This is a genomic window from Bradyrhizobium sp. USDA 4472 (genome assembly GCF_054058595.1).
The window spans coordinates 2,376,697-2,401,311 of sequence record NZ_JBSSAM010000001.1 but is presented as its reverse complement, the minus strand read 5'-3'; the positions used below and the strand labels follow the sequence as shown (position 1 = coordinate 2,401,311).

General features: G+C 65.1%; 20 protein-coding genes and 2 pseudogenes. 6 read left to right on the top strand and 16 right to left on the bottom strand.

What is annotated here, in order from left to right; translation table 11 throughout:
* Positions 1-3 precede the first annotated feature (3 nt).
* The gene (locus ACVWZ4_RS10915; protein WP_456700632.1) at positions 4-921 is read right to left on the bottom strand and encodes a pirin family protein; all 918 of its coding nucleotides are present in this window, start codon (positions 919-921) and stop codon (positions 4-6) included.
* Between the two features lie 179 nt (positions 922-1,100).
* Between ACVWZ4_RS10915 and ACVWZ4_RS10910 the strand changes: the two genes are divergently transcribed.
* Complete coding sequence (locus tag ACVWZ4_RS10910; protein WP_456740278.1) at positions 1,101-2,162, top strand: helix-turn-helix domain-containing protein; 1,062 nt, start codon at positions 1,101-1,103, stop codon at positions 2,160-2,162.
* A gap of 146 nt (positions 2,163-2,308) precedes the next feature.
* Positions 2,309-3,736: a serine hydrolase domain-containing protein gene (locus ACVWZ4_RS10905; RefSeq protein WP_456740277.1), complete on the top strand. Its 1,428-nt coding sequence runs from the start codon at positions 2,309-2,311 to the stop codon at positions 3,734-3,736.
* Between the two features lie 4 nt (positions 3,737-3,740).
* Here the strand turns inward: ACVWZ4_RS10905 and ACVWZ4_RS10900 are convergent, their stop codons facing one another.
* On the bottom strand, positions 3,741-5,111 hold the full coding sequence (locus ACVWZ4_RS10900) for an MmgE/PrpD family protein (protein ID WP_456700635.1): 1,371 nt from the start codon (positions 5,109-5,111) through the stop codon (positions 3,741-3,743).
* Positions 5,112-5,231: 120 nt separating this feature from the next.
* Between ACVWZ4_RS10900 and ACVWZ4_RS10895 the strand changes: the two genes are divergently transcribed.
* Positions 5,232-6,347, top strand: coding sequence for an FUSC family protein (locus tag ACVWZ4_RS10895; RefSeq protein WP_456740276.1), 1,116 nt, complete (start codon positions 5,232-5,234; stop codon positions 6,345-6,347).
* Between the two features lie 24 nt (positions 6,348-6,371).
* Here the strand turns inward: ACVWZ4_RS10895 and ACVWZ4_RS10890 are convergent, their stop codons facing one another.
* The 10 genes and pseudogenes from ACVWZ4_RS10890 to rpsT all read right to left on the bottom strand — a co-directional run bounded on the left by ACVWZ4_RS10890 (position 6,372) and on the right by rpsT (position 19,551).
* Positions 6,372-6,860 carry a DUF2867 domain-containing protein gene (locus ACVWZ4_RS10890; protein WP_456736727.1) on the bottom strand — a complete coding sequence of 163 codons (489 nt, stop codon included), beginning with the start codon at positions 6,858-6,860 and terminating at the stop codon, positions 6,372-6,374.
* Complete coding sequence (locus ACVWZ4_RS10885; protein ID WP_456700638.1) at positions 6,857-8,251, bottom strand: MATE family efflux transporter; 1,395 nt, start codon at positions 8,249-8,251, stop codon at positions 6,857-6,859. Before ACVWZ4_RS10885 ends, ACVWZ4_RS10890 begins: the two co-directional genes overlap by 4 nt.
* Before the next feature lie 84 nt (positions 8,252-8,335).
* Positions 8,336-9,631, bottom strand: a complete 1,296-nt coding sequence (murA, locus tag ACVWZ4_RS10880) for a UDP-N-acetylglucosamine 1-carboxyvinyltransferase (RefSeq protein ID WP_456736726.1) — start codon at positions 9,629-9,631, stop codon at positions 8,336-8,338.
* Between the two features lie 266 nt (positions 9,632-9,897).
* Entirely contained in the window at positions 9,898-12,333 is a 2,436-nt protein-coding gene (gyrB, locus tag ACVWZ4_RS10875; protein WP_456736692.1) for a DNA topoisomerase (ATP-hydrolyzing) subunit B, read from the bottom strand.
* Positions 12,334-12,746: 413 nt separating this feature from the next.
* Positions 12,747-13,505 (bottom strand): hypothetical protein, encoded by a 759-nt coding sequence (locus ACVWZ4_RS10870; RefSeq protein ID WP_456736691.1) that lies wholly within the window; start codon positions 13,503-13,505, stop codon positions 12,747-12,749.
* A gap of 118 nt (positions 13,506-13,623) precedes the next feature.
* Positions 13,624-14,760 (bottom strand): DNA replication/repair protein RecF, encoded by a 1,137-nt coding sequence (gene recF / locus ACVWZ4_RS10865; protein ID WP_456736690.1) that lies wholly within the window; start codon positions 14,758-14,760, stop codon positions 13,624-13,626.
* 89 nt (positions 14,761-14,849) lie between these two features.
* A pseudogene (locus ACVWZ4_RS10860) lies at positions 14,850-15,225 on the bottom strand (endonuclease domain-containing protein).
* A complete protein-coding gene (gene dnaN / locus ACVWZ4_RS10855; protein ID WP_456736689.1) occupies positions 15,222-16,340 on the bottom strand; it encodes a DNA polymerase III subunit beta in 1,119 nt (372 codons plus the stop codon). Before dnaN ends, ACVWZ4_RS10860 begins: the two are co-directional and overlap by 4 nt.
* Before the next feature lie 261 nt (positions 16,341-16,601).
* The gene (gene dnaA, locus ACVWZ4_RS10850) at positions 16,602-18,014 is read right to left on the bottom strand and encodes a chromosomal replication initiator protein DnaA (protein WP_456738261.1); all 1,413 of its coding nucleotides are present in this window, start codon (positions 18,012-18,014) and stop codon (positions 16,602-16,604) included.
* A gap of 1,270 nt (positions 18,015-19,284) precedes the next feature.
* Positions 19,285-19,551, bottom strand: coding sequence for a 30S ribosomal protein S20 (rpsT, locus tag ACVWZ4_RS10845; protein ID WP_084808323.1), 267 nt, complete (start codon positions 19,549-19,551; stop codon positions 19,285-19,287).
* A 388-nt stretch (positions 19,552-19,939) separates the two neighbouring features.
* On the opposite strand from rpsT, the gene ACVWZ4_RS10840 reads away from it, so the two are divergent.
* From ACVWZ4_RS10840 to ACVWZ4_RS10830, 3 genes and pseudogenes are all read left to right on the top strand, one after another.
* Positions 19,940-20,257 (top strand): hypothetical protein, encoded by a 318-nt coding sequence (locus ACVWZ4_RS10840; protein WP_092231981.1) that lies wholly within the window; start codon positions 19,940-19,942, stop codon positions 20,255-20,257.
* 228 nt (positions 20,258-20,485) lie between these two features.
* Entirely contained in the window at positions 20,486-21,142 is a 657-nt protein-coding gene (msrA, locus tag ACVWZ4_RS10835; protein ID WP_456700644.1) for a peptide-methionine (S)-S-oxide reductase MsrA, read from the top strand.
* A 127-nt stretch (positions 21,143-21,269) separates the two neighbouring features.
* Positions 21,270-22,011 (top strand): annotated as a pseudogene (locus tag ACVWZ4_RS10830) (polysaccharide biosynthesis/export family protein).
* 18 nt (positions 22,012-22,029) lie between these two features.
* On the opposite strand, the gene ACVWZ4_RS10825 reads toward ACVWZ4_RS10830, so the two are convergent.
* The 4 genes from ACVWZ4_RS10825 to ACVWZ4_RS10810 form a co-directional block, all read right to left on the bottom strand.
* Positions 22,030-22,512, bottom strand: a complete 483-nt coding sequence (locus ACVWZ4_RS10825; RefSeq protein ID WP_456740274.1) for a hypothetical protein — start codon at positions 22,510-22,512, stop codon at positions 22,030-22,032.
* Positions 22,513-22,611: 99 nt separating this feature from the next.
* The gene (locus tag ACVWZ4_RS10820; RefSeq protein WP_456700647.1) at positions 22,612-23,283 is read right to left on the bottom strand and encodes a dienelactone hydrolase family protein; all 672 of its coding nucleotides are present in this window, start codon (positions 23,281-23,283) and stop codon (positions 22,612-22,614) included.
* A gap of 52 nt (positions 23,284-23,335) precedes the next feature.
* A complete protein-coding gene (locus ACVWZ4_RS10815) occupies positions 23,336-23,677 on the bottom strand; it encodes a hypothetical protein (RefSeq protein ID WP_456736686.1) in 342 nt (113 codons plus the stop codon).
* A 22-nt stretch (positions 23,678-23,699) separates the two neighbouring features.
* Entirely contained in the window at positions 23,700-24,464 is a 765-nt protein-coding gene (locus ACVWZ4_RS10810) for an alpha/beta fold hydrolase (RefSeq protein WP_456740273.1), read from the bottom strand.
* Positions 24,465-24,615: the final 151 nt, after the last annotated feature.

Below are 24,615 nucleotides of genomic sequence, written 5' to 3'. Positions count from 1 at the left end.
AGCCTATTCCGGCAGCGGAATGAACTCATGTTCCTGCGGAACCGCCGCGAAGCGGCCGGTTTTCCAGTCCTGCTTGGCCTGCTCGATCCGCTCCTTGCTGGAGGAGACGAAATTCCACCAGATGTGGCGCGGGCCCTCCAGGGCATCGCCGCCGAGAAACATCATCCGCGTCGCCTTCAGCGCCTTCACGGTGATGCGGTCGCCGGGGCGGAAGATCAGCAACCGCGGCCCCTCGTAACGTTCGTTCGCGATCTCGACCTCGCCGTCGACCACATAGATCGCTCGCTCCTCGTGGTCGGGGTCGAGCGGCACGCTCGCGCCGGCGGCGGCGGTGACCTCGGTGTAGAACCAGGGCGAGACCATCTTGACCGGCGAGGTGATGCCGAAGGCGGAGCCGGCAATCACCCGCGCGGTGAAGTCGCGCTCGGAGATCATCGGCAGATCGCCCGCCGCATAATGCTGGAATGAGGGATCGATCTCTTCGGAGGCTTCAGGCAGCGCGATCCAGCTTTGCAGGCCGAGCATCTGCTGGCCCGAGGCACGTTGCGCATCCGGGGTGCGCTCGGAATGCGCGATGCCGCGGCCCGCGGTCATCAAATTCATCGCGCCCGGCGCGATCTCCTGCACGTTGCCCTCGCTGTCGCGATGCATGATCGAGCCGTCGAACAGATAGGTGACGGTGGCGAGCCCGATATGCGGATGCGGCCGCACGTCCATGCCCTTGCCGGAGACGAACTGCACCGGGCCGAAATGATCGAAGAAGATGAACGGCCCGACCATCTGCCGCCTGCCGTGCGGCAGCGCGCGGCGGACGACGAATCCGTCGCCGAGATCGCGGGTGCGCGGCACGATGACGAGATCGAGCGCATCGCAGGACATGGGATCGCCGAGCACGGGATCGTTGGAGGGCTGCCAGCTCATGGTGGGCTCCTTCTTTATTGGTGGGTCAGATCGTAGCAGGATTTCGCATCGCCGTCGTCCTGACAGACCATCGCAGGCGCGTGATGAGGCGCCGCTAACCCTGACAGCGCCCGGGTGCTTGAAAAAATTGTTCTGACGGACGATGTTCGGTCCGCTCAAACCCACTCGCGCAGTCTTCGATGTCCCTCGCCGCCCTCGACCTCGCCTTTCGCGCCGCCAGCGTCGCGCTGCTGCTGGTGCTGGCGGCGTCGCTGCTGCAGGATTTTCGCAACGTGCCGGCGGCCCGCCTGGGTGCGGCCTTCGCGCTGAGCTCGGTCGCGCATGTTGTAAGCTATTCGCTGGATGTCACGTCGCCGATCCCGCTCTGGCATGCGCCGCTGGTCGCAATATCGACCGGCACCATCGTGGTGTTCTGGCTGTTCACCCGCGCCCTGTTCCACGACGAGTTTCGCCTGCGCTGGTGGCACGGCCTGATCTGGGCGCCGGTAGCGGGTTTCAGCTTCGCGGGCTGCGTCTGGATTGCACCCAGCGGCCATGTGCGGTTCTCGGTGACAGTGGTCAATCTGATCTCGCTCGGCTTCATCGCGCTTGCGGTCGGGCAGATGATCGCGTCCTGGCCGGCCGATCTGGTCGAGCGCCGCCGCCGCGTTCGCGTTTTCATCGTCTGCGCCATCGCACTCTATGGCGGGCTGAACGCGGTGCTCCAGATCGCCACCGCCGGCCACCACGTCGGGGCTGCAGCCGAAACCATCAATGCTGGCGTGCTGGCCTGCACCGTCGCGGCGATCGTCTATGCCATGATGCGCATCGACGGGACGGATTTGTTTCCGGCCGAGGCGGAGCCCGCGCCACCCCATGTTTTCAGTCGGCCCGCGACCGATGATTCCGCCGATCAAAAGCTCATCGAAGCCCTGATGCGGCTGATGGCGGACGAGCGGATCTATCGTCAGGAGAACATCACCATCGGCGCCCTGGCCACCCGGCTGAAAATTCCGGAATACCGGCTCCGGCGGTTGATCAACCAGCGGCTCGGCTATCGCAACTTCAATGTCTTCCTCAACAACCACCGGATCGAGGAAGCCAAGACCGCGCTCGCTGATCCCTCTCAGGCCGAGGTTCCCGTCATCACCATTGCGATGGACGCCGGCTTCCAGTCCCTTGGCCCTTTCAATCGCGCCTTCAAGGCGGTCACGGGCGTGACGCCGACGGAATACCGGCGCCTCAAGGTCGATGCGGCCTAGATATTCAGCCCTTTGAAATCACGGAAGAATTCCAGAATCGACCAGCCTCGACCAGTTTCAACCAGGTCATTTTCCAAATCCGGCGAGCGCGTGTCGCCCGCTTCCGGCCTGCTCTCCCGCACTCGCCCCGCAGCTGGAGAAAGCCCGTGACCCGTCGCCGTAAGATCATGCTCGCTACGACCGCCATCGCCTGTGCCGGCCTCGCGCTCGGCGCGGCGCGGGCGCGTGACGTGCCCAAGATTGCCACCGGCTTCATCGCGCATACGCTCTGCTCGGAGACGTTCGTCTCCGGGCTCGATCCCAAGCGCGACCTTGCCGAGACCACCGATGCGATGCCGGGTGCCGATCTGCTCACCTGGGCGATGAATCTCCGGATCGATCGCGCCCGCAAGGACGTCACGGTGACGTTGTTCGGCATCGGCCGCAGCCATGCCGTCTATCGCGAGGGGCTCGGCTGCACGCTCGAGCACGGCCAGGGGATCGCCGACGTCGCGCTGCCGCCTGACGACAAGCAGCCGGCATTGCTGCCCGAGATCGCCGGTCCGGGACTTGTGACGCCGCAAAGCAAGGGCTTGTCGGCGGCGCTCGACCGCGCCTTCGCCGAGCCAACCCAGCCGCCTTATCGCCGTACCCGCGCGATTGTCGTCATGAAGAATGGCCGCATCATTGCCGAGCGCTATGCCGACGGCATCGGCCCGCAGACGCAGCTGCTCGGCTTCTCCATGACCAAGTCGGTGACCTCGGCGTTGACAGGCATCCTGGTGCGCCAGGGCAGGGTGAAGCTCGATGGGCCCGCGCCCGTCGCCGCCTGGCAAAATCCTGATGATCCGCGTCATGCCATCACCGTCGACCAATTGCTGCGGCATACCGCCGGCATTGCGCTTGGAAGCTCGTTGCAGGCCTCGCTGGGCTCGGTGCTCGAGCCTGTCAACACCATGAAATACGCCGAGGACGATATGGCGAGCTTTGCCGAGCGTGCGTCGCTTGCGACGGCACCGGGCACGGCGTGGAATTATCACGACGGCAACAGCATCATTCTCGCGGATCTGATCCGTCGCGCCGCCGGCGGCAAGCCGGCCGATGCGCTGGCCTTCGCGCGTCGCGAATTGTTCGCGCCGCTCGGCATGCACCATGTCACGCTTCAGCTCGATGCTTCGGGCACGATCGAGGGCTCCGGCGAGATGATGGCCTCCGCGCGCGACTGGGCCCGCTTCGGCCAGCTCTACCTGAACGACGGCGTCGTTGGCGGCAAGCGGATCCTGCCGGAGGGATGGGTGAACTACTCGGCTTCAGCCACGCCAAATGCGTGGGTCGGCATCGGGGCCGGTTTCTGGACCAATCAGGGCAACAGCTTTGGCGCGAAGTTTCGGCTGGAGCACGGCTGGCCGCGCGATGCGTTCTTTGCCAAGGGCACGATCGGGCAATACACGATCGTGATTCCGTCGGAGCAGCTGGTGATCGTGCGCCTCGGCCGTTCGCCGAACTTCCCGCCGGGTGCGGACGGCGTGTTCGATCTCGTGCGCGAGGTCGTGGCGACAACGCGCGAGAAGGCGAAGCTGGCGGACGTGAATTAGGCCTCTACTGCCGCCCCAGCTCCGTCGCCTTCGCCACGCGATCGAAACGCTCCAGCGTCATGATCGCGTCGGCGAACTTGTCGGCCCGCGCATTCAGCACGGGCCGCGCCAGCGTCAGAAATTTCTGCTGCATCGTCTGCGCATCGGGGAAAGAGGTCGGCTCGCCGGAGGGATCGGCATAGAGCCGCTCGTGCACGCCGTCATCAGTCGTGATGCTGACGCGCGCGCCGAAAGGATGCGTGCGGCCAACCTCTAACCGGTCGTCCTGCACGACGTCGAACCTGTCGGCGAGGGCGTCGATGGCGGCATCGCCCAAGCGCCTGTAATCGTCCCAGCCGAACGAGCCCTGGTCGAGTGCGAGCGCGCCGGTGAAGAACATCGAGAACTGGCCGCCGACGATCGAGGTCGGATGCCGCTTGGTCGCGGCATCGCCGGTCAGGGTGATGCCGTTGCGGTGCAGGCCGATCTCGACCCGCTTGACCTGGTCGGGCGTCAGATTGTGCTCGCGCCGCATCGCGATCAGCGCGTCGATCGCGGCATGGGTGTAGCGGCAGCTCGGATAGGGCTTCACCCCGATCTTCATGGTCTCGTAGGTGTCGCCGAGCCCGGCCACCGCCTTGTCGGGATGCGCGTCATCGGTGTAGCCGGCGAGCAGGCCGTGCTTGCCTTCGACCGATTCCGTCGCGCCGACGAAATCATTGCGCGCCAGCGTCGCTGCGATCACGCCGTTCATCGCGGCGGCGCCGACCTGGTAGCGCTTGTTCCAGGCGCCGTTGACGAGGAATTGCAGCGAGCCCGCGGCCTGGCTGCCGGCAACGCCGAAGGCGGCGATGATCTGCGCCTCGGAGAGGGCAAACAATTTTGCCGCCGCCGCGGCGGCGCCATAGGTGCCGGCGGTCGCGGTCGGATGGAAGCCGCGCGCATAATGCGAGGTCGGATCCAGCGCATTGCCGAGCCGGCAGCAGACCTCATAGCCCGCGACGACAGCCGTCAGCACATCGCGGCCGGAGGCGCCGACCATCTCGCCGACGGCGAAGGCGGCTGGAACCACCGGTGCGCTCGGATGCAGCGAGGAATCCGCATGCGTGTCGTCGAAATCGAGGGAATGGCCGAGCGCGCCATTGAGCAGGGCGGCGATCGCCGGCGTCCAGGTCTTGCTGTCGCCGAACACGGTGGAGTCGCCCTTGGTGTCGAGCGCCAGCGCTTCCAGCATCTTCAGCAGCGAAGGCGTGGATTCGGCTTCGCTCCTCGCGCGGATGGCGCTGCCCAGGAAATCCAGCGTCAGCACCTTGGCGCGCTCCAGCACCTCCGCCGGAATATCGGCGAATTTCAGCTTGGCGACATACGTTGCGAGCGTTGCGGTTTCGTGGGCCATCGTGTTTCCTCGTTTTGGCCGGCAAGTTAGGCGGGGTGATTTTGCCTTTCAAGCGGCCTCGGGGCTGCGGGCATCAGCTATGCTTTCGGCTGGCTTTGGAGAGGATCGGGACATCAGACGATGGCAGGCGCAAAGGAGCTGGTCGACCGGATCCGGTCGCGGCGAACACAATTGGGGCTGGCGATCCGGGTCACGGTCGCGGCGGTGGCGGCCTATGCGATCGCGACCGCGCTGCATCTGTTGCTGCCGCTCTGGGCGGTGCTGACCTCGCTGATCGTGACCCAGATGAGCGTCGGCCGCTCGCTGAAGGCGACGCGCGACTACATGCTCGGCACGATCGGCGGCGCCATCTATGGCGGCACCATCGCGATCACGCTTTCCTACTCCAGCGAAGCGGGCCTGCTGGGGCTGCTGGTGCTGGCCGTCGCGCCGCTCGCCTTCGTCGCTGCGATCTATCCGAACCTGAGCACCGCCACCGTGACCGCCGTGATCGTGCTGCTGGTTCCGACCATGCATCATGCCGATCCCATGGCGTCGGCGATCGATCGCGTCTGCGAGGTCGGCGTCGGCGCCATCACCGGACTGCTGGTCTCGTTCCTGGTACTGCCCTCGCGCGCCGTCAGGCAGATCCGCGCCAGCGCGGCGAAGCTGCTCGAGCTGATCGCGGAGGCTTTCAACGAATTGCTTGCTGGCCTCACGCGGGGCCGCGACAACGATGCGCTGCACCGGATCCAGGACGGCATCGGCACCGCCATGGTGGGCATGAATGCGATCGGTACCGAGGCCGAGCGCGAGCGTTCGGCGCGGCTGTCGAGCGGCCCTGATACCGGTCCCTTGCTGCGCACGATCCTGCGGCTACGCCATGACGTGGTGATGATCGGCCGCGCCACCGTGGTGCCGCTGCCGGTCGAGGTGCAGGTCAGGCTCGCCGCGCCGCTGGCGGAAGTCAGCGCGGCGATCGTACGGTTCCTGAAATCGGCCGCCGAAGCCATCCGCGAGGGCGCCGGCGCGCCGCCGATCCATCCCGTGCATCTCGCGCTCCGGCATTATTCCGAGGCGGTTGCGGCCGTGCGCCGGGACGGCCTGATCCGCGGCCAGCCCGCCGAGACCGCGGAGCGCTTTTTCGCACTCGGTTTCTCGCTGGAGCAGATGCACCAGAACCTGTGCGATCTCGATCGCGTCGTCGGCGAATGGTCGGAAGCCGCGGCGGATGGGCCGGTGAAGGTCGCGAAGTGAGTTAGCGGCAGCAAAGAAGCCGGCTCATCGCGCCGGCTGCTCGATCCTCGCCATCATGCCGCGGGCCACGAGCTTGTGGAACGGGGTGATCAGCGCGAGATAGATCCGGCCGAGCAGATTGTTTGTTTTCACCAGGGTGGTCAACGTGACCTGGCGGCTCGCTGCATTCCCGGCCACATCGACCACAATGCGGAAATCGAGGTGAGAATCATCGAAGCCGGCGATCAGCCGCTCCGGTGTCTCGCTCAACACCGGAAACAGGCCGATAACGCCGCCGGGCGCCGGCGCGCCTTCGCCCGATGTCTTGAGCCCGAACGGCGTCACGAGAACGTTGCGCAGCCGCACCAGCGCATCGACCCAGCGCGGCCCGTTCAGGACCATCCTCGTGCAGGCTTCGCGGGCGTTCACCGCCGCTTTGCCGATATCGACGCGAAACGCGTCGATGAATTGCGCGCCTGCCAGCACGGTGCCGGCCTCGACATCAGGCGTGATTTCGCGAACAGGGCCCGTCATCCCGCGATCTTGCGCGTCAGCGTCCGGAAACGCAAGATCAGGAGTCCGGCATAAACGAACGATCCGATCGACAGTCCGATCCAGACGCCGACCGCGCCAAGGTCGGCATGGAAGGCAAGCATCCAGGCGATCGGGAAGCCGACGCACCAATATCCGATCGCCGCGAACACCAGCGTCATCGTTGTGTCATTGATGCCGCGCAGCGCGCCGCCCATGATGGTCTGGAGCGCATCGGCCACGAAGAAGGTTGCGCCGACCAGGAGCAGCGTTGCGGTCAACGCGACCGTCGGCGCGCTGGCCTCGCTGCTGCCGAGGAACAGCCGGCCGATTTCATAGCGGCCGAGGATGATGGCGATCGTCAGGCCTGCGACGAACGTGATGCCGAGCACCGCTGCGACGAGGCCCGCGCGTCGGACGCCGGCCGGCTCGTTGCGGCCGAACGCGTGGCCGACCCGAACGGTTGCAGCCATGCCGATGCCGAGCGGGACCATGAACAGCACGGCCGTGACCTGGAGCGCGATCTGGTGCGCGGCAAGCGCGGTGGTCGAGATCAGTCCCGTCAACAGCGCCGCCGAAGAGAATAGGCCGTATTCCAGCAGCAGTGAAAACGAGATCGGCGCCCCGATCACGATCAGCCGGCGCATCAAGGGCCAGTCGATCCGCCACAGATGCGCGAGCGGATGATAGTTTGCGAACGGCTTGCGCCAGGCGGCGATGGCGAGCGCGGCCACGAAGGTGCCCAGATTGACCAGCGTGGTCGCAAGCCCCGCGCCGAACAGGCCGAGCTCCGGCAGGCCGAACAGGCCATGGATCAGGCAATAGACCAGCGCGAAATTCGCGGGGATCGCCGCGAGCGTGATCCACAGCGGCGCCTGCGGCCGGTTCACCGCGCTCATCATGCTGCGGATCGCGATGAAGCCGAGCGCCGGCGCGATGCCCCAGGCGAGGCCATTCAGGTAGCGCTGTGCGAGCGCGGCCGAATGCGGCGCCTGTCCGAGCGCCGTCAGGATGTGCTCGCCATAGAGTGGCGAGGCCATCATAGGCAGCGAGATCAGCAACGCCGCCCAGAGGCCGACGCGCAAGGAGAGGCGGATGCGTCTGCCGTCACCGGCGCCGAACGCCTGGGCCGCCAGCGGCGACACCGCGGCCATCAATCCAAGCCCGAAGGTGAAGCTGACGAAATAGACGGTGTGCGCAAGTGCCGCAGCCGCCACCGAATCCTCGCCGAGCCTTCCGATCAGCACGAGATCGCTCGTGATCATCGCGATCTGCCCGAGCTGCGTCAGCATCATCGGCACGGCCAGCCGCAGCGTCTCGACGAATTCCTGCGCGAGATGGCTGCTGTGCACGCCGGCTTGCGGCGGCTGTTGTGATTGGACGCTGTCGAGCATGGCGGGTTGAGATAGCACGACCAGGCGTCGAAAACATGGCTCAGCTTTCGACCTTCTCCCACGAGGGGAGAAGCAAGAAAGCGCTCAGCCCTTGCGTTCCGGGACGCGCCGGATCTTCGCGCCGAGCGCGTTCAGCCGTTCGTCGATGCGCTCGTAGCCGCGTTCGATCTGGTCGGCGTTGTTGATGGTGGAGGTGCCCTCGGCGCACGCGGCTGCGAGCAGCATCGCCATGCCCGCGCGGATGTCGGGCGAGCTCAGCGTTGCGCCGTGCAGCCGGCTGGGCCCGGCGATGATGGCGCGATGCGGATCGCAGAGCACGATGCGCGCGCCCATGCCGATCAGCTTGTCGACGAAGAACATCCTGGACTCGAACATCTTCTCGAACATCAGGATCACGCCCTCGCATTGCGTGGCGGTCACGATCGCGATCGACATCAAATCGGCGGGGAAGGCCGGCCAGGGCTGGTCCTCGAGCTTCGGCACGTGGCCGCCGAAATCGTCCTGGATCTTCAGCGTCTGGTTCGACGGCACGATGAGATCGTCGCCCTCGACGCGGCAGACGATGCCGAGCCGCTCGAAACCCATGCGGATCGAACGCAGATGCTCGACGCCGGCGCGGACGATCCGAAGTGGCGAGCGCGTCACGGCGGCAAGTCCGATCAGCGAGCCCACCTCGATATGGTCCGGCTGGATCGAATAGCTTGCTTCCCCCAGCGTCGCCGGACCGTGGATCACCATGGTGTTGGTGCCGATACCCTCGATCTTCGCGCCGAGCGCGACCAGGAAATTGGCGAGGTCCTGCACATGCGGTTCGGAAGCCGCGTTGCGAAGATAAGTGACGCCGTTGGCCGCAACGGCGGCGATCAGCGCGTTCTCGGTCGCGGTGACGCTCGGCTCGTCCAGGAACACGTCGGCGCCCGTGAGTTTTGGCGCGCGGAATTCGAGCCGGTCGGTTGCGGTGACCTTGGCCCCGAGCTGTTCCAGTGCGAGCACGTGGGTGTCGAGCCGACGCCGGCCGATGACGTCGCCGCCCGGCGGCGGCAGCATCACCTCGCCGCAGCGCGCGAGCAGGGGGCCGGCAAGCAGGATCGAGGCGCGGATGCGGACGCAGAGCTCGGGATCGAGATCGGCGGCGCGGATGCTCTTGGCGTGGATGTGAAGCGTGTTGCGCTCCGTCCATTCCGCGGATGCACCAACCGAGCGGATCAACTCGACCAGCGTCTCCGTGTCGCGAATCCGCGGCACGTTCTGAAGCGTCACCGGATGCTCGGTGAGCAGCGCGGCCGCGATGATCGGCAGCGCCGAATTCTTGTTGCCGGCCGGCTCGATCGAGCCCGAGAGCCGGTGACCGCCCTCGACGATGTATTGGATGGGCGCCACGTGGATCTCTCCGTCCTGGTGTGGTGGGGCGGGCTGCTTTGGAGGCGGAAACTATAGCGAATTGATCGGGGTATCAATTCGAGCGTGATGGTTGCAACGGCGACGGTGCGGCTCCCTCTCCCGCTTGCGGGAGTGGGCCGGGGAGAGGGTGTCTCCGCAATGGGACAATTCCCGGGAGGAAAGAACCCTCACCCGCCGCGCTCAGGCGCGCAATTGCGCTGCCGAGCGCTTCGCCTCTCCCGCAAGCGGGAGAGGCCAAGCAAGCCTCAAATGTCGATCGTCGCGCTGAGCGAATGTTCCTGGATGAAGTCGCGGCGCGGTTCGACCACGTCGCCCATCAGCTTGGTGAAGATGTCGTCGGCCTCGTCGACCTCCTTGACCTTCACCTGCAGCAGCGAGCGCACGTCGGTGTCGAGCGTGGTCTCCCAGAGCTGTTCCGGGTTCATCTCGCCCAGGCCTTTGTAGCGCTGCAGCGTGATGCCCTTGCGGCCGGCTTCGGTGACCGCCTCGAACAGATCGGTTGGGCCGTGCACCACATGCTCGCTGTCCTTGCGGCGCAGCTTGCCGGAGCGAGCGTAGACGTCCTGGAGTTTGGGCGCGTATTCGTCGAGCTTGCGGGCTTCGGCCGAGCCGAGCAGGGCGTCGTCGATCACGGCTGCTTCCTTGACGCCGCGCACGGTGCGCTCGAACACGAAGCCCTGGCCCTCGACGAACTGCCCGACCCAGCCGCGCTCGACCTCCTCGGCCTGGCTGTCCAGCCGGGTCGCGATGTATTGCGCCGCGGCCGTGGCGTTCTCGGGGTTGCCGTAGACCTGCTTGTTGAGCACGCCCGTGATGGCAGCCTGCTCGACAACCTTGCGGTTATAGCGGCTGTGGAGGTTGCGCAGGATGCTGCGGACCACGCGGGCATCGTCGACCAGCTGACGCAGGTCGCGTCCCGAGCGGTCGCCGCCGCTCCCGGGAACGTAGATGCAGTCGTCGAGGCCGGCGTCGATCAGATAATCCTCCAGCGCGCGCTCGTCCTTCAGATACTGCTCGGACTTGCCTTTGCTGACCTTATAGAGCGGCGGCTGGGCGATATAGAGATAGCCGCCGTCGATGATGTCGCGCATCTGCCGGTAGAAGAAGGTGAGCAGGAGCGTGCGGATATGGGCGCCGTCGACGTCGGCGTCGGTCATCACGATGATCTTGTGGTAGCGCAGCTTCTCGATCGAGAACTCGTCGCTGATGCCGGTGCCGAGTGCGGTGATCAGCGTGCCGATCTGTTCGGACGACAGCATCTTGTCGGGACGAACGCGTTCCACGTTGAGGATCTTGCCGCGCAGCGGCAAGACGGCCTGGAATTCGCGGTTGCGGCCCTGCTTGGCGCTGCCGCCTGCCGAGTCACCCTCGACGATGAAGAGCTCTGATTTGGCCGGGTCCTTTTCCTGGCAGTCGGCAAGCTTGCCGGGCAGCGAGGAGACCGAGAGCGGGCTTTTGCGCGTCAATTCGCGCGCCTTTCGCGCGGCCTCGCGGGCCGCGGCGGCCTGGATCACCTTGCCGACGATCATCTTGGCCTCGGACGGGTGCTCCTCGAACCAGGCCTGGAGCGCCTCGTTGAGGACGTTCTCGACCACGGGACGCACTTCCGAGGACACCAGCTTGTCCTTGGTCTGCGACGAGAACTTCGGATCGGGCACCTTCACCGACAGCACGGCCGTGAGGCCTTCGCGGCAGTCGTCGCCGGTGAGCGCGATCTTTTCCTTCTTGGCATTGGCCTCGGCATAGCCGTTGACCTGGCGCGTCAGCGCGCCGCGGAAACCGGCGAGATGAGTGCCGCCGTCACGCTGCGGGATGTTGTTGGTGAAGCACAGCACGTTCTCATGGTAGCTGTCGTTCCACCACAGTGCGGCCTCGACGCCGATGCCGTTGGCCTCCGAACGCACCATGATCGGCGTGGGCACCAGGGCCTTCTTGTTGCGGTCGAGATATTTGACGAACTCCTCGACGCCGCCGGAATAGTACATCTCCTCGCGCTTCTCGACCGCATGACGCATGTCGGAGAGGGCGATGTTGACGCCGGAATTGAGGAAGGCGAGTTCGCGCAGCCGGTGCTCGAGCGTGGCGAAATCATATTCGACGTTCTTGAAGGTTTCGAGCGAGGCGAGGAACGTCACCTCGGTGCCGCGCCGGCCCGGCGCATCACCGACCACCTTCAGCGGCGCGACCGCATCGCCATGGGCGAACTCGATGTAGTGCTCCTTGTCGTCGCGCCAGATCCGCAGGCCAAGCTTGCTCGACAGCGCGTTGACGACGGAGACGCCGACGCCGTGCAGGCCGCCGGACACCTTGTAGGAGTTCTGGTCGAACTTTCCGCCGGCGTGCAGCTGGGTCATGATGACCTCGGCCGCCGAGATGCCTTCGCCCTTGTGGATGTCGACCGGAATGCCGCGGCCATCGTCACGCACGGTGACGGAATTGTCGGCATTGAGGATCACGTCAACGCGCGTGGCGTGGCCCGCCAACGCCTCGTCAATCGCGTTGTCGACGACTTCGTACACCATGTGGTGCAGGCCCGAGCCGTCATCGGTGTCGCCGATATACATGCCGGGACGCTTGCGGACGGCATCGAGCCCTTTGAGCACGCGGATTGATTCCGCGCCGTATTCGCTCGCGGTGGAGGGCTCGTTTTCGGCAGCAGGCTGCCGAGCAGGTTCTGTCATGAGAGGCCTTCGAAATGTCGCCCGAATCAGCGGCGCAAAAGGCGCTGATTTGGAAGCTATTTGTGCCATGAAAGAGGGCTTGCGCCTAGCGCAAAGTATCTCCCGGCAACCCTTTGAGCAGATAGGGTTTTTGGGCCCGGTTTCAAGGCCCGCGAAGGCCGATTCCGAGCCTCGCCAAAAGCCCGATTCGAGACCCCGTTTTCGGTCCTTGGAAGGCGTGGATTTGTACGGGGTCCGGAGGCCTGTTCCGAGGCGCCTTGGCGCGGGGAACGGTCCTCTGGTTCAGGAGATCTGATCAGGCTTCCTGTCGTCCTCCCCCAATCTGAGGGACCAAGCCTCGCCTGCGGCCACTGTGATGGTACCGGTCGCCATGCCCGGCCCAGACAGCTGGTCGCGGCGGGAACGGCGCAGGTTCAATAGAGCTGGAGCGGCGACCACAAATCGCCTTCGGGACCGACCGTGACTTCCCAGGCATCGCCGGCCGCGAGCTCGATCGTCGTGTCGCGGTTCGAGCGGCCGTCGACCTTCAACGCGTATGAATATTTGCCCGGCGGCATGTTGAACAGCGGCGCCTCGGGGCGCTCCCTGCCGGCACGAGGCGGAAGCGTGACGGTGTGGTTGTCGAGCGTGAGCACGGCCTCCTTGTCGCCGAGATTGGTGAACATCAGCGCCGCGCGGCCGGGCGTCGGCATCACATGCGCCATGGCGGCAGCCTCCTTGTTTCGCTGCACCAGATTGACCAGGGTGCTGCTCTCCTTGCGGTCCAGCTCCAGCGCCGCCGGTCCCAGCGGCGTGACGAAGGCGAGCCTGACGTGATCGCTGGCGATCACGGCGTCATCGTGCTGCTCCTGCCAGCCGAGCTTGCCGAGCTCGCTGCGGTAGAACGCGAGCACCTCGTCAAGTCCTGCGGGGATGCGGGCCGTGAGCTTGGTGCGCAGCGGAGTCGCGCTGCCGAGCATCTTTGTGGTGCCGATCTCGCGATAGCTGGTCCTCGTCGGCGCGGGTAACGCGGCATCGGGATCCGGCGCGAGCTCGGACGAGAACAGCGGCGGCAGATGCGGCATCCATCCGGTCGTGGTTGCCGCGGCGAGGCTGCACGCGAGCAGAGCGAGGCCGCACACGAACAGCCGCCATCGCGCCGGGACCTTGGTCCCGGGCCTGACCGTCATCATGGTTCTTCTCCAGGGATATCGCGCGTGTCGATCGCGCGATTGCAACGGCTGCCACACCGTAGGCAGCGGCCTCAAAGTCCTAGTCGCGGCCCGAATAAGCGGGGTTCAAGGCATCAGGCTATCGCCGCGCGGAAACGCGTCCGCTCTCGACGTCAAAGACTTCGCCGCCTGCGCCGATCTCGGCAAACGCAGCCGGATCCGCGCCGGTCAGCCACACCTGCGCGCCGAGCTTGCGCAGCTCGTCGAACAGCGCGGCGCGCCTGTTGGGATCGAGATGGGCGACGACCTCGTCGAGCAAGAGCAGCGGCACGATGCCGGTCATCTCGGCAACCAGCGTCGCGTGCGCCAGCACCAGCCCGATCAGCAGCGCCTTCTGCTCGCCGGTTGAGGCGTCGCGCGCGGGCATGCTTTTCGGCGCGTAAATCACCTGAAGATCGGTGAGATGCGGGCCGTCGGTGGTGCGGCCGGCGATCGCATCGCGCGGGCGGTTGTCGCGCAGGATCTGGCGGTAGCGGTCCTCGACCGAGGTCGCAGTCTCGCTCAGCAGCGCATTCTCCATCCAGCCGTCGAGTGCGATTTGCGCGGAGGGAAAGACAGAGGCTTGCGCGCGCGTATTCAGCATGCCGGTGAGGCGCGCTGCGGTCTGGCCGCGTGTTGCTGCGACCGCGACGGCGAGCTCGGCGGTCTCGCGCTCGATCGCGTCACACCAATGGTCGTCGTAATTGCGCGTCTCGAGCAGGCGGTTGCGCGAGCGCAGCGAACGTTCCAGCGCGTTGATGCGGCTGGAGTGCTCGACGTCGATCGCGAGCACCAGGCGGTCGAAGAAGCGCCGCCGCTCGGACGCGGCGCCCATGAACAGGCCGTCCATCGCCGGCGTCAGCCACACCATGCGGATGTGGTCGCCGAAGGCGGAGGCGGAATTGACCGGTTCGCGGTCGATGCGGCAGCGCCGGCTCATCGCGGCATCTGCGCGCGGCGGCTCGAGGCCGGTGCCGAGCGTGGCCAGCCCCAGCGCGCCCTCGACCTGAGCCGACACGGCCCAGGAGCCATCGCCCTGGTTGTCGGCGACATCCTCCAGCGTGGCGCGCCGCAAGCCGCGTCCCGGCGACAGGAACGAGATCGCCTCGATGCAATTGGTCTTGCCTGCCCCATTCGGCCCGACCAGCGCCACCATGTCAGCCGCCGTCTCGAGCCCCGCCGCCCGATAATTGCGAAAATGCGTCAACGTCAGGCGATGGATGCGGGAGGGGGTCATGTTGGCTCGTCATTGCCGGGCTTTGCTTTTCTCCCCCCTTGTGGGGGAGGGTGGCGCCTCACGTAGTGAGGCGACGGGCGAGGGGTATCTTACCGCCCGGCAAGCTTTGCAGGAATGTCCTCCAACACGGAAGCGGGTTGCTGCAACACGTCGTTGTTCCAATAGCGGGCGATTGAGAAATCCTCACCGAAAAGTACGGCATGCCGAGCTGCGTTGCGATTCCGCATGCTGACTGCCGTCGAACTCGATCACGAGGCGCTCGTCGAAACAGACGAAATCAAGAACGTAATTCTCGATCGGAACTTGTCGGCGAAACTTGGAGGCGGATAGCCGACGATCCCCCGGCAGACGCCACATAGCTGCTTCCGCACCTGTCGGCTCGTGCCGCATGTTCTTCGCGAATTGGCGAAGATGCTTGGCGGTCGGCCGATGGTGTGGATCTGGCGAGGGACCACCCCCCCTCAGACCCGCATCGGCATCAGCACATACAATGCGCTCTTGTCGTCCTTGTCCTGCACCAGGGTCGGCGAGCCGGGGTCGGCGAGGCGGAGCACTGCGACGTCGCCTTCGATCTGGGCGGCGATGTCGAGGAGGTAACGGGAGTTGAAGCCGATATCGAGCGCGTCGGAGGCGTACTCGACCTCGATCTCTTCGGTGGCGCTGCCGGAATCCGGATTGGTCACCGACAGCACCAGCTTGCCTGGCGACAGCGACAATTTCACCGCGCGGCCGCGCTCGCTGGAGATGGTGGAGACGCGGTCGACCGCGTTCTCGAAATCCTTCTTGTCGACGACGAGCTCCTTGTCATTGCCCTGCGGGATGACGCGGCCGTAGTCGGGGAAGGTGCCGTCGATCAGCTTGGAGGTCAGCACCACATTGCCGATCGTGAAGCGGATCTTGGCCTGCGACAGCTCGATCGTCATTTCGGCTTCGGTGTCCTCGATCAGGCGCTGCACCTCGCCGACGGTCTTGCGCGGCACGATCACGCCGGGCATGCCTTCGGCGCCCTTGGGCTGCACCAGGTCGAGCTGGGCGAGGCGGTGGCCGTCGGTGGCGACGCCGCGCAGGGTCGCGGCCTTCGCCGTGCCGGCGGCATGCAGATAGATGCCGTTGAGGTAATAGCGCGTCTCCTCGGTGGAGATCGCGAACTGGGTGCGGTCGATCAGCCGCTTGACGTCCTTGGCGGCGAGGCTGAACGAGTGCGAGAGGTCGCCGGCGGCGAGATCGGGGAAATCATTCTCCGGCAGGGTCTGCAGCGTGAAGCGCGAGCGGCCGGCGCGGATCGCCAGCACCGCGCGGTCGCCGTCGGCCTCCAGCACGATCTGCGAGCCGTCAGGCAACTTGCGCACGATGTCGTAGAACATGTGCGCCGGCACGGTGGTGGAGCCGGCGGTCGCGGTTTCCGCTGCAAACGTCTCCGTCACCTCGAGGTCGAGGTCGGTCGCCTTCAGCGACAATTTCGCGTTCTCGGCGCGGACCAGCACGTTGCCCAGGATCGGAATCGTGTTGCGGCGCTCCACCACGCGGTGGACATGGCCCAGCGATTTCAGGAGTTGCGCGCGTTCGACCGTAACCTTCATTGCACTACTCGCCCGATCCCCAAAGATGAAAAAGCCGGGCGGAGGAGAGCGCGCCACGGCACCGAAGGCCCCAAAAGCTGGATCATCGCGGAGAGGATCGAAAAGCCGTCGGGGCCGCGTAAAGTGGCGCGGAAAGCCATCCGTTTCAAGGGATTGGGGGCTGGTTCCCCACGATTTACAGCCAAAAACACCACCGCCGCCCCGGCGTGGCCGGAGCGGCGGCAGATTGGCGGGAGCCTTAGGCGTTTATTCCTCGGCCGTTTATTCCTGCAGCTGGCGCTTGAGCGACTCGACCTCCTCGGACAGCGCGTTGTCCTTGGAAACCAGCGCCTCGATCTTGCGGACGGCGTGCAGCACGGTGGTGTGGTCGCGGCCACCGAAGCGGCGGCCGATCTCCGGCAGCGAGCGCAGGGTCAGCGTCTTGGCGAGGTACATCGCCACCTGGCGCGGCCGCACCACATTCGCGGTCCGGCGCGACGACAGCAAGTCGGAGCGGCTGACGTTATACTGCCGCGCCACCACGCGCTGGATGTCCTCGATCTTGATCCGCTTCGGCTCCGAGGGGCGGATCAGGTCGCGCACCTCGTGCTCGGCCATTTCCAGCGTCACCGGCCGGTTGTTGAGCTTCGAATGCGCCAAGAGGCGGTTGATCGCGCCTTCGAGGTCGCGGCCGTTATGCGTGATGGCGCGCGCCAGATAGGTCAGCACCTCCTCGGGCACTTCGAACGTCGCATGGTGAGTGCGGGCGGCTGCGACGCGCGACTGGAGAATGCCGTGGCGCAGCTCCTCGCCGAGCGAGCCCATCTCGACCACGAGGCCGCCGGCGAGGCGCGAGCGGACGCGATCGTCCAGGCTTTCGAGATCGGACGGCGGACGGTCGGCCGCGATCACGACCTGGCGCCCGGCATCGATCAGCGCATTCAGCGTGTGGCAGAACTCGGCCTGCGTCGACTTGCCCTGCAGGAACTGCAGGTCGTCGATCACGAGCACGTCGATGCCGCGCAGCGCTTCCTTGAAGGCCAGCGCCGTCTGCGTCTTCAGCGCAGCGACGAAGCCGTACATGAATTTTTCCGCGGTGAGATAGAGCACCTTGCGCTCGTTGCCGGAATTGCCGGCCCAGGTCACCGCCTGCAGCAGATGCGTCTTGCCGAGGCCGACGCCCGCATGAATGTAGAGCGGGTTGAACATCACGGGATCGCCGCGCCGACCTTCGGCGACCTGACGTGCGGCGGCATGCGCCAGCGTGTTGGAGCGGCCGACGACGAAGCTTGCAAACGTCAGGCGCGGATCGAGCGGCGAGCCGCCGAGCGCATCGTGATTGGCGGACACCGGCGCGGTCGCGGTCGAACGCAGCTCCGGCGCAGGCGCGCGGCGCATCTCGACGGGGGCCGGCGCTTCCTTCGGCTGCACCACGGGGCGCACGGCGGAGCGAACGGTGAGATCGATGCGATGCACTTCCGGCATCTCGGCCTGCCAGCACGACAGCACGCGCTCGGCATAATGGGCCTGGATCCAGCTCTTCAGGAAGCGGGTGGGCACCGAGAGCCGCACGCTCTCATCCTGCACGCCCTCGAGATCCATGCGCGCAAACCAGCTCGTATAGACGTCTTCGCCAACGTTCGTGCGCAGGCGATTCTTCACGCGCGACCAGCGATCCTGTTCCGATGTCGTCATCATTTGAAAACTTTTCTTGAGAGATAAGGTTGCGTGGTGGACGCCACCCAGAGTTCCCAAGAGGACCTCTGCGGTGACGCGACCTCGAGCGAGTCCATCCTCAGGCATAGCTCAACGATCCGGCGGGAACGCCGTCGGTCAGATCAGCGATGTCAGGGATGGAGGGGTCGCGAGGTCAGCGCGTACTGTGCGCGCTCTCACAAATGGGGGGATGATCGCAGGACGGATTGGAAACGGCACCGTTGGACGATGATACTTCAGTCAACACCGCGTTGAGTCCGTAGGACATGATACCTCCCCGTCCTGCCGTGATTGCTCACGGCAAGGTCCTGCGTAAAAGAACTCCCGCGCCGTACTCCAGTCGCGGATGTCCTGCCCGTCTGCACACGTTGTCCGTTCGGCTTCGCCATCACGCGTGTCGGGGCAGCCCCAATGTGTCTCTTCTGCACAAGGCGCGAGCGGGATCACCAGGATCTCGCTTGGAGACATCAAGACAAAGAGCTACCGTTCCCATATTCCTATGGGTTTGATCCGACAATCGCTTGTTGAAGCGTCGCCTACGTGCACACCGCCGCCGATTTGCACGCTCGCCTCGTTTCTTAAACCGCGCTGGTCTCAAGATCGTGGGCGCCGCGAACGACTTAAGGAATACACTAAGCGGAAAGACTCGCAACGAAATTGATTCACACTTGAGGCGTCAAAAAACTTGACCAGCGTTAACGTCGCGCACGAGTTGTTCACAGGCTTGAGACCAAGTTTTTGGATTCGTGCACAGAATCGAAAATCGCACGCATCGTGTGACAACGACTCCCCTCACGCCAAAAAATTTTTACAAAATCGTCACGCACGCGCCGCGCGCGCGAATTTTCCAAATGCTTGTCGCTGCTATGTCGATAAGTGATTAGCGAGCCATCGTTTTTTGAGTCTCGTTTGGAAGGGTAACCCGAGCGCGAAAGCTGATCCGGTGAAACTACGGTGTGCAGAACCGCGCGCGCATGAATTCAACTTTGAGGCCGCCCCGCAGGGGTTTTTTGCACCGCGATGAGAAGTTTCCGGTGTTGCAAAAACAGCAACAGGTAAAATACGGATACCGCTCGGCGGAGACGAGAGGAGTCTTCGAGGGAATGACGTGTTGGCGAAAAGACAGAAGCCGTGAATTGTGACAGGCAACAAAAAGCCCGGCGCGAAGCCGGGCTGATTGCCGAACGCGATGTTCGCATCAACCGATCGAATGAAGATCGGCTTCGCGCGAACAACTTGCTTCGCGAATTTACTTCGCGAGCTTGGCGATCTGCGCCGTGAGGCGCGAGACTTTGCGGCTGGCGTTGTTCTTGTGAATGATGTTGCGCTGGGCAGCACGCATCAGCGCGGGCTCGGCACTGGCGAGCGCCTTGACGGCGGCGGCGCGATCGCCGGTCTTGATCGCTTCCTCGACGTTACGCACGGCGCCGCGCATCTGGGTGCGGCGCGACTTGTTGACAGCGGTGCGGCGGGCGATCTTGCGCGTCGCTTTCTTGGCGGAGGTGGTGTTGGCCATGGTCTCAATGTCCTTTGCGGGTACCGGTCGCGTCTTGGTCTGATAGCGCCGGCAGCTTGACCGCGGAATCGACGCTCGGATTTAGGGTGTTCGGTTGCTGGGCCGTCCCCGGAACATGAGCGATGGCTTTGCGGCCATCTCTGAGGCTCAAAAGAGCCTGCAACTGCTCAAAGAACAGCGGCGGCAGGATTGCGCCCACCGCCAGTTGGCGCCCTTATAGAGGGCGTCTTTGGCACCGTCAACGCTTTAGGGGCTGGAAAAGCAGGTCCGAGGGCGTGCCAAGGGCGGCCGTAACGCCCTGATGAGGTTGAATTTCTGCCGTCTCCCGGCTATTGGCTGACGGCATTTCCAAGGGCTCGTCCGGTCGGGCGGGCATATAGGGTGAGGCATGATCCGCGGCTTTTTCCGTCTGATTGGCTTGTTGCTGCTGGCCTGCGGGTTCTTCTTCGTGGTCTATGACGGCGCCCGCTGGGTGGCCGACCAGACCCTGCGCTTCACCCGGTTCGGCCAGTTCTGGAACGACATCAACCAGGCCAGCCAATCCGCCTTCCGGACCTGGGTCGAGGCCAAGGCGCCCTGGCTCTGGACCTCGGTGATCCGCCTGGTGCTCGACCAGCCGGTTTTCGCCGTTCTGGGCATTCTGGGCATCGTGTTGATGATCGTGTTCCGCCCGCGCAAGCCGCTGATCGGCTATTCCCGGGATTGATCTGCTCAATTCCCGCCGGGATTGATCTGCTCAATTCCCGCCGGGATTGATCTGCTCAATTCCCGCCGGGATTGATCTCTTCAATTCCCGCCGGGATTGATCTCGCGAATGGCGGCGTAACAAGACTGCCGCTTCCTCCGTAGAGACCTATATTCCCACTCGATCGCGAGAACGCCGCCTGAACACCTGGTTCAGGCGCGCGCCAGCTCGTTTCTCGGAGATCCCATCATGCTGTTCATGCGCAAGTCCACCACGTTGCCGAGCGCGGCCGACGCGCTGCCCGGCCGAACGCAGCCGATTCCGACTGCGAGCTTCCATTTCGTCAACGGCAGCAAGTTGCAGCCGCCTTACCCCGATGGCCTTGAGCAGGCGGTGTTCGGGCTCGGCTGCTTCTGGGGCGCCGAACGGAAATTCTGGGAGCTTGGCGAGGGGATCCATACCACTGCCGTCGGCTATGCCGGCGGTCATACGCCGAACCCGACCTATGAAGAGACCTGCTCGGGCCGCACCGGCCACACCGAAGTGGTGCTGGTCGTGTTCGATCCGAAGAAGATTTCCTACGAGAAGCTGCTGAAGACGTTCTGGGAGAACCACAACCCGACGCAGGGCATGCGCCAGGGCAACGACGTCGGCACGCAATACCGAAGTGCGATCTACACCTATTCCGGTGCACAGAAGAAGGCGGCTGACGAATCCAAGGCGCTCTATCAGAAAGCGCTCGCCGCAAAGGGCCTCGGCGCCATCACCACCGAGATCGCGCCCGCGGGTCCGTTCTATTTCGCCGAGGACTACCACCAGCAATATCTGGCGAAGAATCCCGCCGGCTATTGCGGCCTTGGCGGCACCGGCGTGTCGTGTCCCATCGGCGTGGGCGTGAGCGCGTAATTGCAAGTCGTCGAAGCGACGTCGTGCTTACCCTCCCATGGAGGGTGCGGCCGCGGTCTGCCCTTCAACCCTTTATTAACCATAACCGGTGCATCACTGGAGCCGTCTCGTCGGTAGGGATGGTCCGGTGCCGGTTGCACGCGCGTTTCGATGGTCGATCTTGGCAGCGTCCGCCGCGCTGAACCTGGGCGGCTGCATGCAGACAACCGGCTCCGTCGCGTACATGCCGCCCCGTCCCGATCTCGACACCATGGCTTACGGCCAGCCCTACAGCGCGCCGCAGCCGGCCGTGGTTGCCAACAATGGCGGCGGCGCCATCGATGCGCTCGCCAACTCCTTTGCCGCGGGTCCCGCGCCGGTGCCGGTCGCTTATGCCGCGCCGATGGTCGCTGCACCCGTGCGCTACGACGCCTCCTATCATCTCGATGCCGGCGACAAGCTGCGCGTGGTGGTCTACGGCCAGGAAGGTCTCACCAACAGCTACGCCATCGATGCCGGCGGTTCCATCACCATGCCGCTGATCGGCGCGGTGCCGGCGCGTGGCCGCACCACGGCGGGGCTCGCCGGTGAAATCGCCGCGCGCCTGCGCAACGGCTATATCCGCGAGCCGTCGGTCGCCGTGGAGATCGAGTCCTATCGCCCGTTCTTCATTCTCGGCGAGGTCGCAGCGCCCGGCCAATATCCCTTACGTGCCCAACATGACGGTCGAGAGCGCGGTCGCGATCGCCGGCGGCTTCTCGCCGCGCGCCAAGCGCGACGTGGTCACCGTGACTCACACCGAAGCCGGTGGCGCCATGCGCGCTGTCGTGCCGCTCGGCACGCCCGTCAGCCCCGGCGACACCGTGTTCGTGGGCGAGCGCTGGTTCTAGACGCTTTCCGCGCCTCGTTCAGCGTCTGAAATCAAGCCGGCCGTTCGGAAAGCAGCCGTCAATGCGCGTGGCATCGACCACGAGACCGATCCATGGCCTGACGATCGCGGGATTGGTCAGGTTGATGTATTTCCCGATCAGGCCATTGCCGCCGTCGCGCACGGCATCGATCAGTCCGTGGCGTCGGCCCTCGTCCCAATCGAAGCGCAGATGGATCCTTTCGCCGACGACACGGACCTCCGCGCGGCCCTGCTTCCATCTCTCCGGCGTATCGCCGGCAATGGTCGGATCGGCACCGCCGTTCCAGCGGCTCGCCCAGGTGCCCTCGAGCGGGTCGGACAGCGCCGGAAGGGATGCCCAATGCGCCGCATTGACGTCGTCGGCATCGCCGGCCAACGCAGCTGATACCGCGTAGTGCATGACTTCGGCGTCGCCGGGATCAGGCACGTCCATGGTGCCGAACGGGTTGCGGATGACGAGGTTGGTGTTGGGCTGCTGCATGACGATCTCCCGGCGTGAACTGGCTTGGTCAGCCAGCTCTATCGCCGCGCGCCGTGATGCAGCCACCCGATTTCCGCTCGCGGGATGACGCCTGTGGCGTCACTTCAAATGCTTGGCAAAGAACGCCATGCTGCGCGGCCAGGCGATGTCGGAACTCGCCTTGTCGTAGCTCGGCCGCTCGTCGCAATGGAAGCCATGCTGCGCGCCCGGATAGGTAAACACTTCGACGTCGGGCCGCTTCGTCTTGACGGTCTCGACGTCGGTGAGCGGGATGCCCTGATCCTTCTCGCCGAAATGCAGTTGCGTCGGCACCTTCGGGGTCTCATCCGCAAAGCGCACGACGGCGCCGCCGTAATAGCCGATCGCGGCCTTCAGGCCGTTCAGCCGCGTCGCCGCGACAAAGGCGATGCTGCCGCCGAGGCAGAAGCCGATGATGCCGACCGGGCCTGTGCTTTTCACTGCGTCGATCGCGGCCTGGGTGTCGCGCAGCATCGCCGCCCAGTCGGGATTGGCGACGAATTTGCGCGCTTCCGCGATCTCATCGGGCGTATAGCCGGACTGGAAGCCCGGCGACGTCCGGTCGAAGATCGACGGCGCGATCGCGACATAGCCTTCGCCGGCGAGGCGGTCGCAGACCGAGCGGATGTGGTGATTGACGCCGAAAATCTCCTGGATCACCACCACGGCACCCTTCGGGTGGCCTGCGGGATCGGCGCGATAGGCGCCAAGCTGGAAGTTGTCCGACGCCGTCAGTTTGATGTCTTGTCCCACGCGGGTTGTCCTTCTTTGTTGATCGTCCATGCAGGGGCTCGCGTTTGCGCGCTCACTCCCACATCCAGTTGTCGCCGTAATCCTCTTTCCATCCTGCCAGCCGGCCGTGACGGAATTGCAGGAACAGGCGGTTGCGGGACGGCAACAGGCCGCTGCCGCCGAGTTCGCGAAGCGCCAGATAGATCTCGTTGCCGCGGCGTCCGCGGACATATTGCAGGGGCTGTCCGAGGGCGTGCGCGGTCTGGTCCGCGTCCATCCCGAACGCAAGCGGCGTGTTGTTCGACAGGGTCTCGACGAAGGGACGGCGCAGCGGCGCCGTGCCGAACGGTTCGGCCTGCACCGACGCTGCCACCGAGAGAAGCGCTGCGCCCGCAGCCAAGATTGTCCGCCTCATCGTCTTGATCCCCGTTCGCCGCCTACGCCGGCAAGTTCTTCAGGAAAGCCACCACGGCGTCAACAAAAGCCTTGGGCTGATCGATATTGACGGCGTGTCCGGCCGCGGGGATCACGACCTTTTGTGCGCCGGGGATCTTGGCTGCCATGTAATCCGACGCCGCCAGGAACGGCGTGTCGTCGGCGCCGACCACGATCAACGACGGCACCTTGATCTCGGGCAGCAACTCCATGACCTTGGCATCGCGCTGGGTCAGCATGCCGCGCGCGGCGAGCGCCAGTCCCTTGGCGTCGCGATGGCTGGCGGTGGCGCGCTCGCGCGTTGCCGCTTTCAGCACGGCGAGTCCTTCCTGGTCGAGCTTGTCGGCCGTGGCGAGCGCCCGCGCATTCCAGGCCTCGCGCGGCTCGTCCTTCTTGAAGCCGGGCCCAGTGTCGATGATCAGCAGCGCACGCGTGCGTGTCGGATGGGCGCGGTAGAACGCAAGCGACATGTAGCCGCCGAGCGACAGCCCGCCGATGATGGCGCTGGTGGCGCCGACAGCATCGAGGATCGCCGCGATGTCGCCGACGGTGAGTGCTTCGCTATAGGCTTTGGGATCATCGGGGTAGTCGGACTGACCGTGGCCGCGCATGTCCCACAGGATAAGGCTGTGGTCGCGCGCGAGCGCCTCGATCTGGCCGTGCCACATCGCGGAGGTGGAGGAATAGCCGTGCGTGAGCAGCAGCGGCGGCCCCTCGCCGTGAACCTCGTAATAAATGCCGACGCCGTCGCGGTTGATCCTTGGCATGTCTCCACCCTTCCTGTTCTGGACAGTGTAGCCACAATCCTGCGGCGTGAGGCTACGAATGCGTCCGAATTAGCGATCGAACTCCGCGCGGCCGTTCAATATGCCGCGCAGAGCCACATTCGGACATTTGCATGTCAACGGGCGCCCCGAG

Bases quoted from the DNA above. Each gene is read 5' to 3' on its own strand.
- ACVWZ4_RS10915 (WP_456700632.1), bottom strand. From the start codon at position 921: ATGAGCTGGCAGCCCTCCAACGATCCCGTGCTCGGCGATCCCATGTCC.
- ACVWZ4_RS10910 (WP_456740278.1), top strand. From the start codon at position 1,101: ATGTCCCTCGCCGCCCTCGACCTCGCCTTTCGCGCCGCCAGCGTCGCG.
- ACVWZ4_RS10900 (WP_456700635.1), bottom strand. From the start codon at position 5,111: ATGGCCCACGAAACCGCAACGCTCGCAACGTATGTCGCCAAGCTGAAA.
- ACVWZ4_RS10895 (WP_456740276.1), top strand. From the start codon at position 5,232: ATGGCAGGCGCAAAGGAGCTGGTCGACCGGATCCGGTCGCGGCGAACA.
- ACVWZ4_RS10890 (WP_456736727.1), bottom strand. From the start codon at position 6,860: ATGACGGGCCCTGTTCGCGAAATCACGCCTGATGTCGAGGCCGGCACC.
- ACVWZ4_RS10885 (WP_456700638.1), bottom strand. From the start codon at position 8,251: ATGCTCGACAGCGTCCAATCACAACAGCCGCCGCAAGCCGGCGTGCAC.
- gyrB (WP_456736692.1), bottom strand. From the start codon at position 12,333: ATGACAGAACCTGCTCGGCAGCCTGCTGCCGAAAACGAGCCCTCCACC.
- ACVWZ4_RS10870 (WP_456736691.1), bottom strand. From the start codon at position 13,505: ATGATGACGGTCAGGCCCGGGACCAAGGTCCCGGCGCGATGGCGGCTG.
- recF (WP_456736690.1), bottom strand. From the start codon at position 14,760: ATGACCCCCTCCCGCATCCATCGCCTGACGTTGACGCATTTTCGCAAT.
- dnaN (WP_456736689.1), bottom strand. From the start codon at position 16,340: ATGAAGGTTACGGTCGAACGCGCGCAACTCCTGAAATCGCTGGGCCAT.
- dnaA (WP_456738261.1), bottom strand. From the start codon at position 18,014: ATGACGACATCGGAACAGGATCGCTGGTCGCGCGTGAAGAATCGCCTG.
- rpsT (WP_084808323.1), bottom strand. From the start codon at position 19,551: ATGGCCAACACCACCTCCGCCAAGAAAGCGACGCGCAAGATCGCCCGC.
- ACVWZ4_RS10840 (WP_092231981.1), top strand. From the start codon at position 19,940: ATGATCCGCGGCTTTTTCCGTCTGATTGGCTTGTTGCTGCTGGCCTGC.
- msrA (WP_456700644.1), top strand. From the start codon at position 20,486: ATGCTGTTCATGCGCAAGTCCACCACGTTGCCGAGCGCGGCCGACGCG.
- ACVWZ4_RS10825 (WP_456740274.1), bottom strand. From the start codon at position 22,512: ATGCAGCAGCCCAACACCAACCTCGTCATCCGCAACCCGTTCGGCACC.
- ACVWZ4_RS10815 (WP_456736686.1), bottom strand. From the start codon at position 23,677: ATGAGGCGGACAATCTTGGCTGCGGGCGCAGCGCTTCTCTCGGTGGCA.
- ACVWZ4_RS10810 (WP_456740273.1), bottom strand. From the start codon at position 24,464: ATGCCAAGGATCAACCGCGACGGCGTCGGCATTTATTACGAGGTTCAC.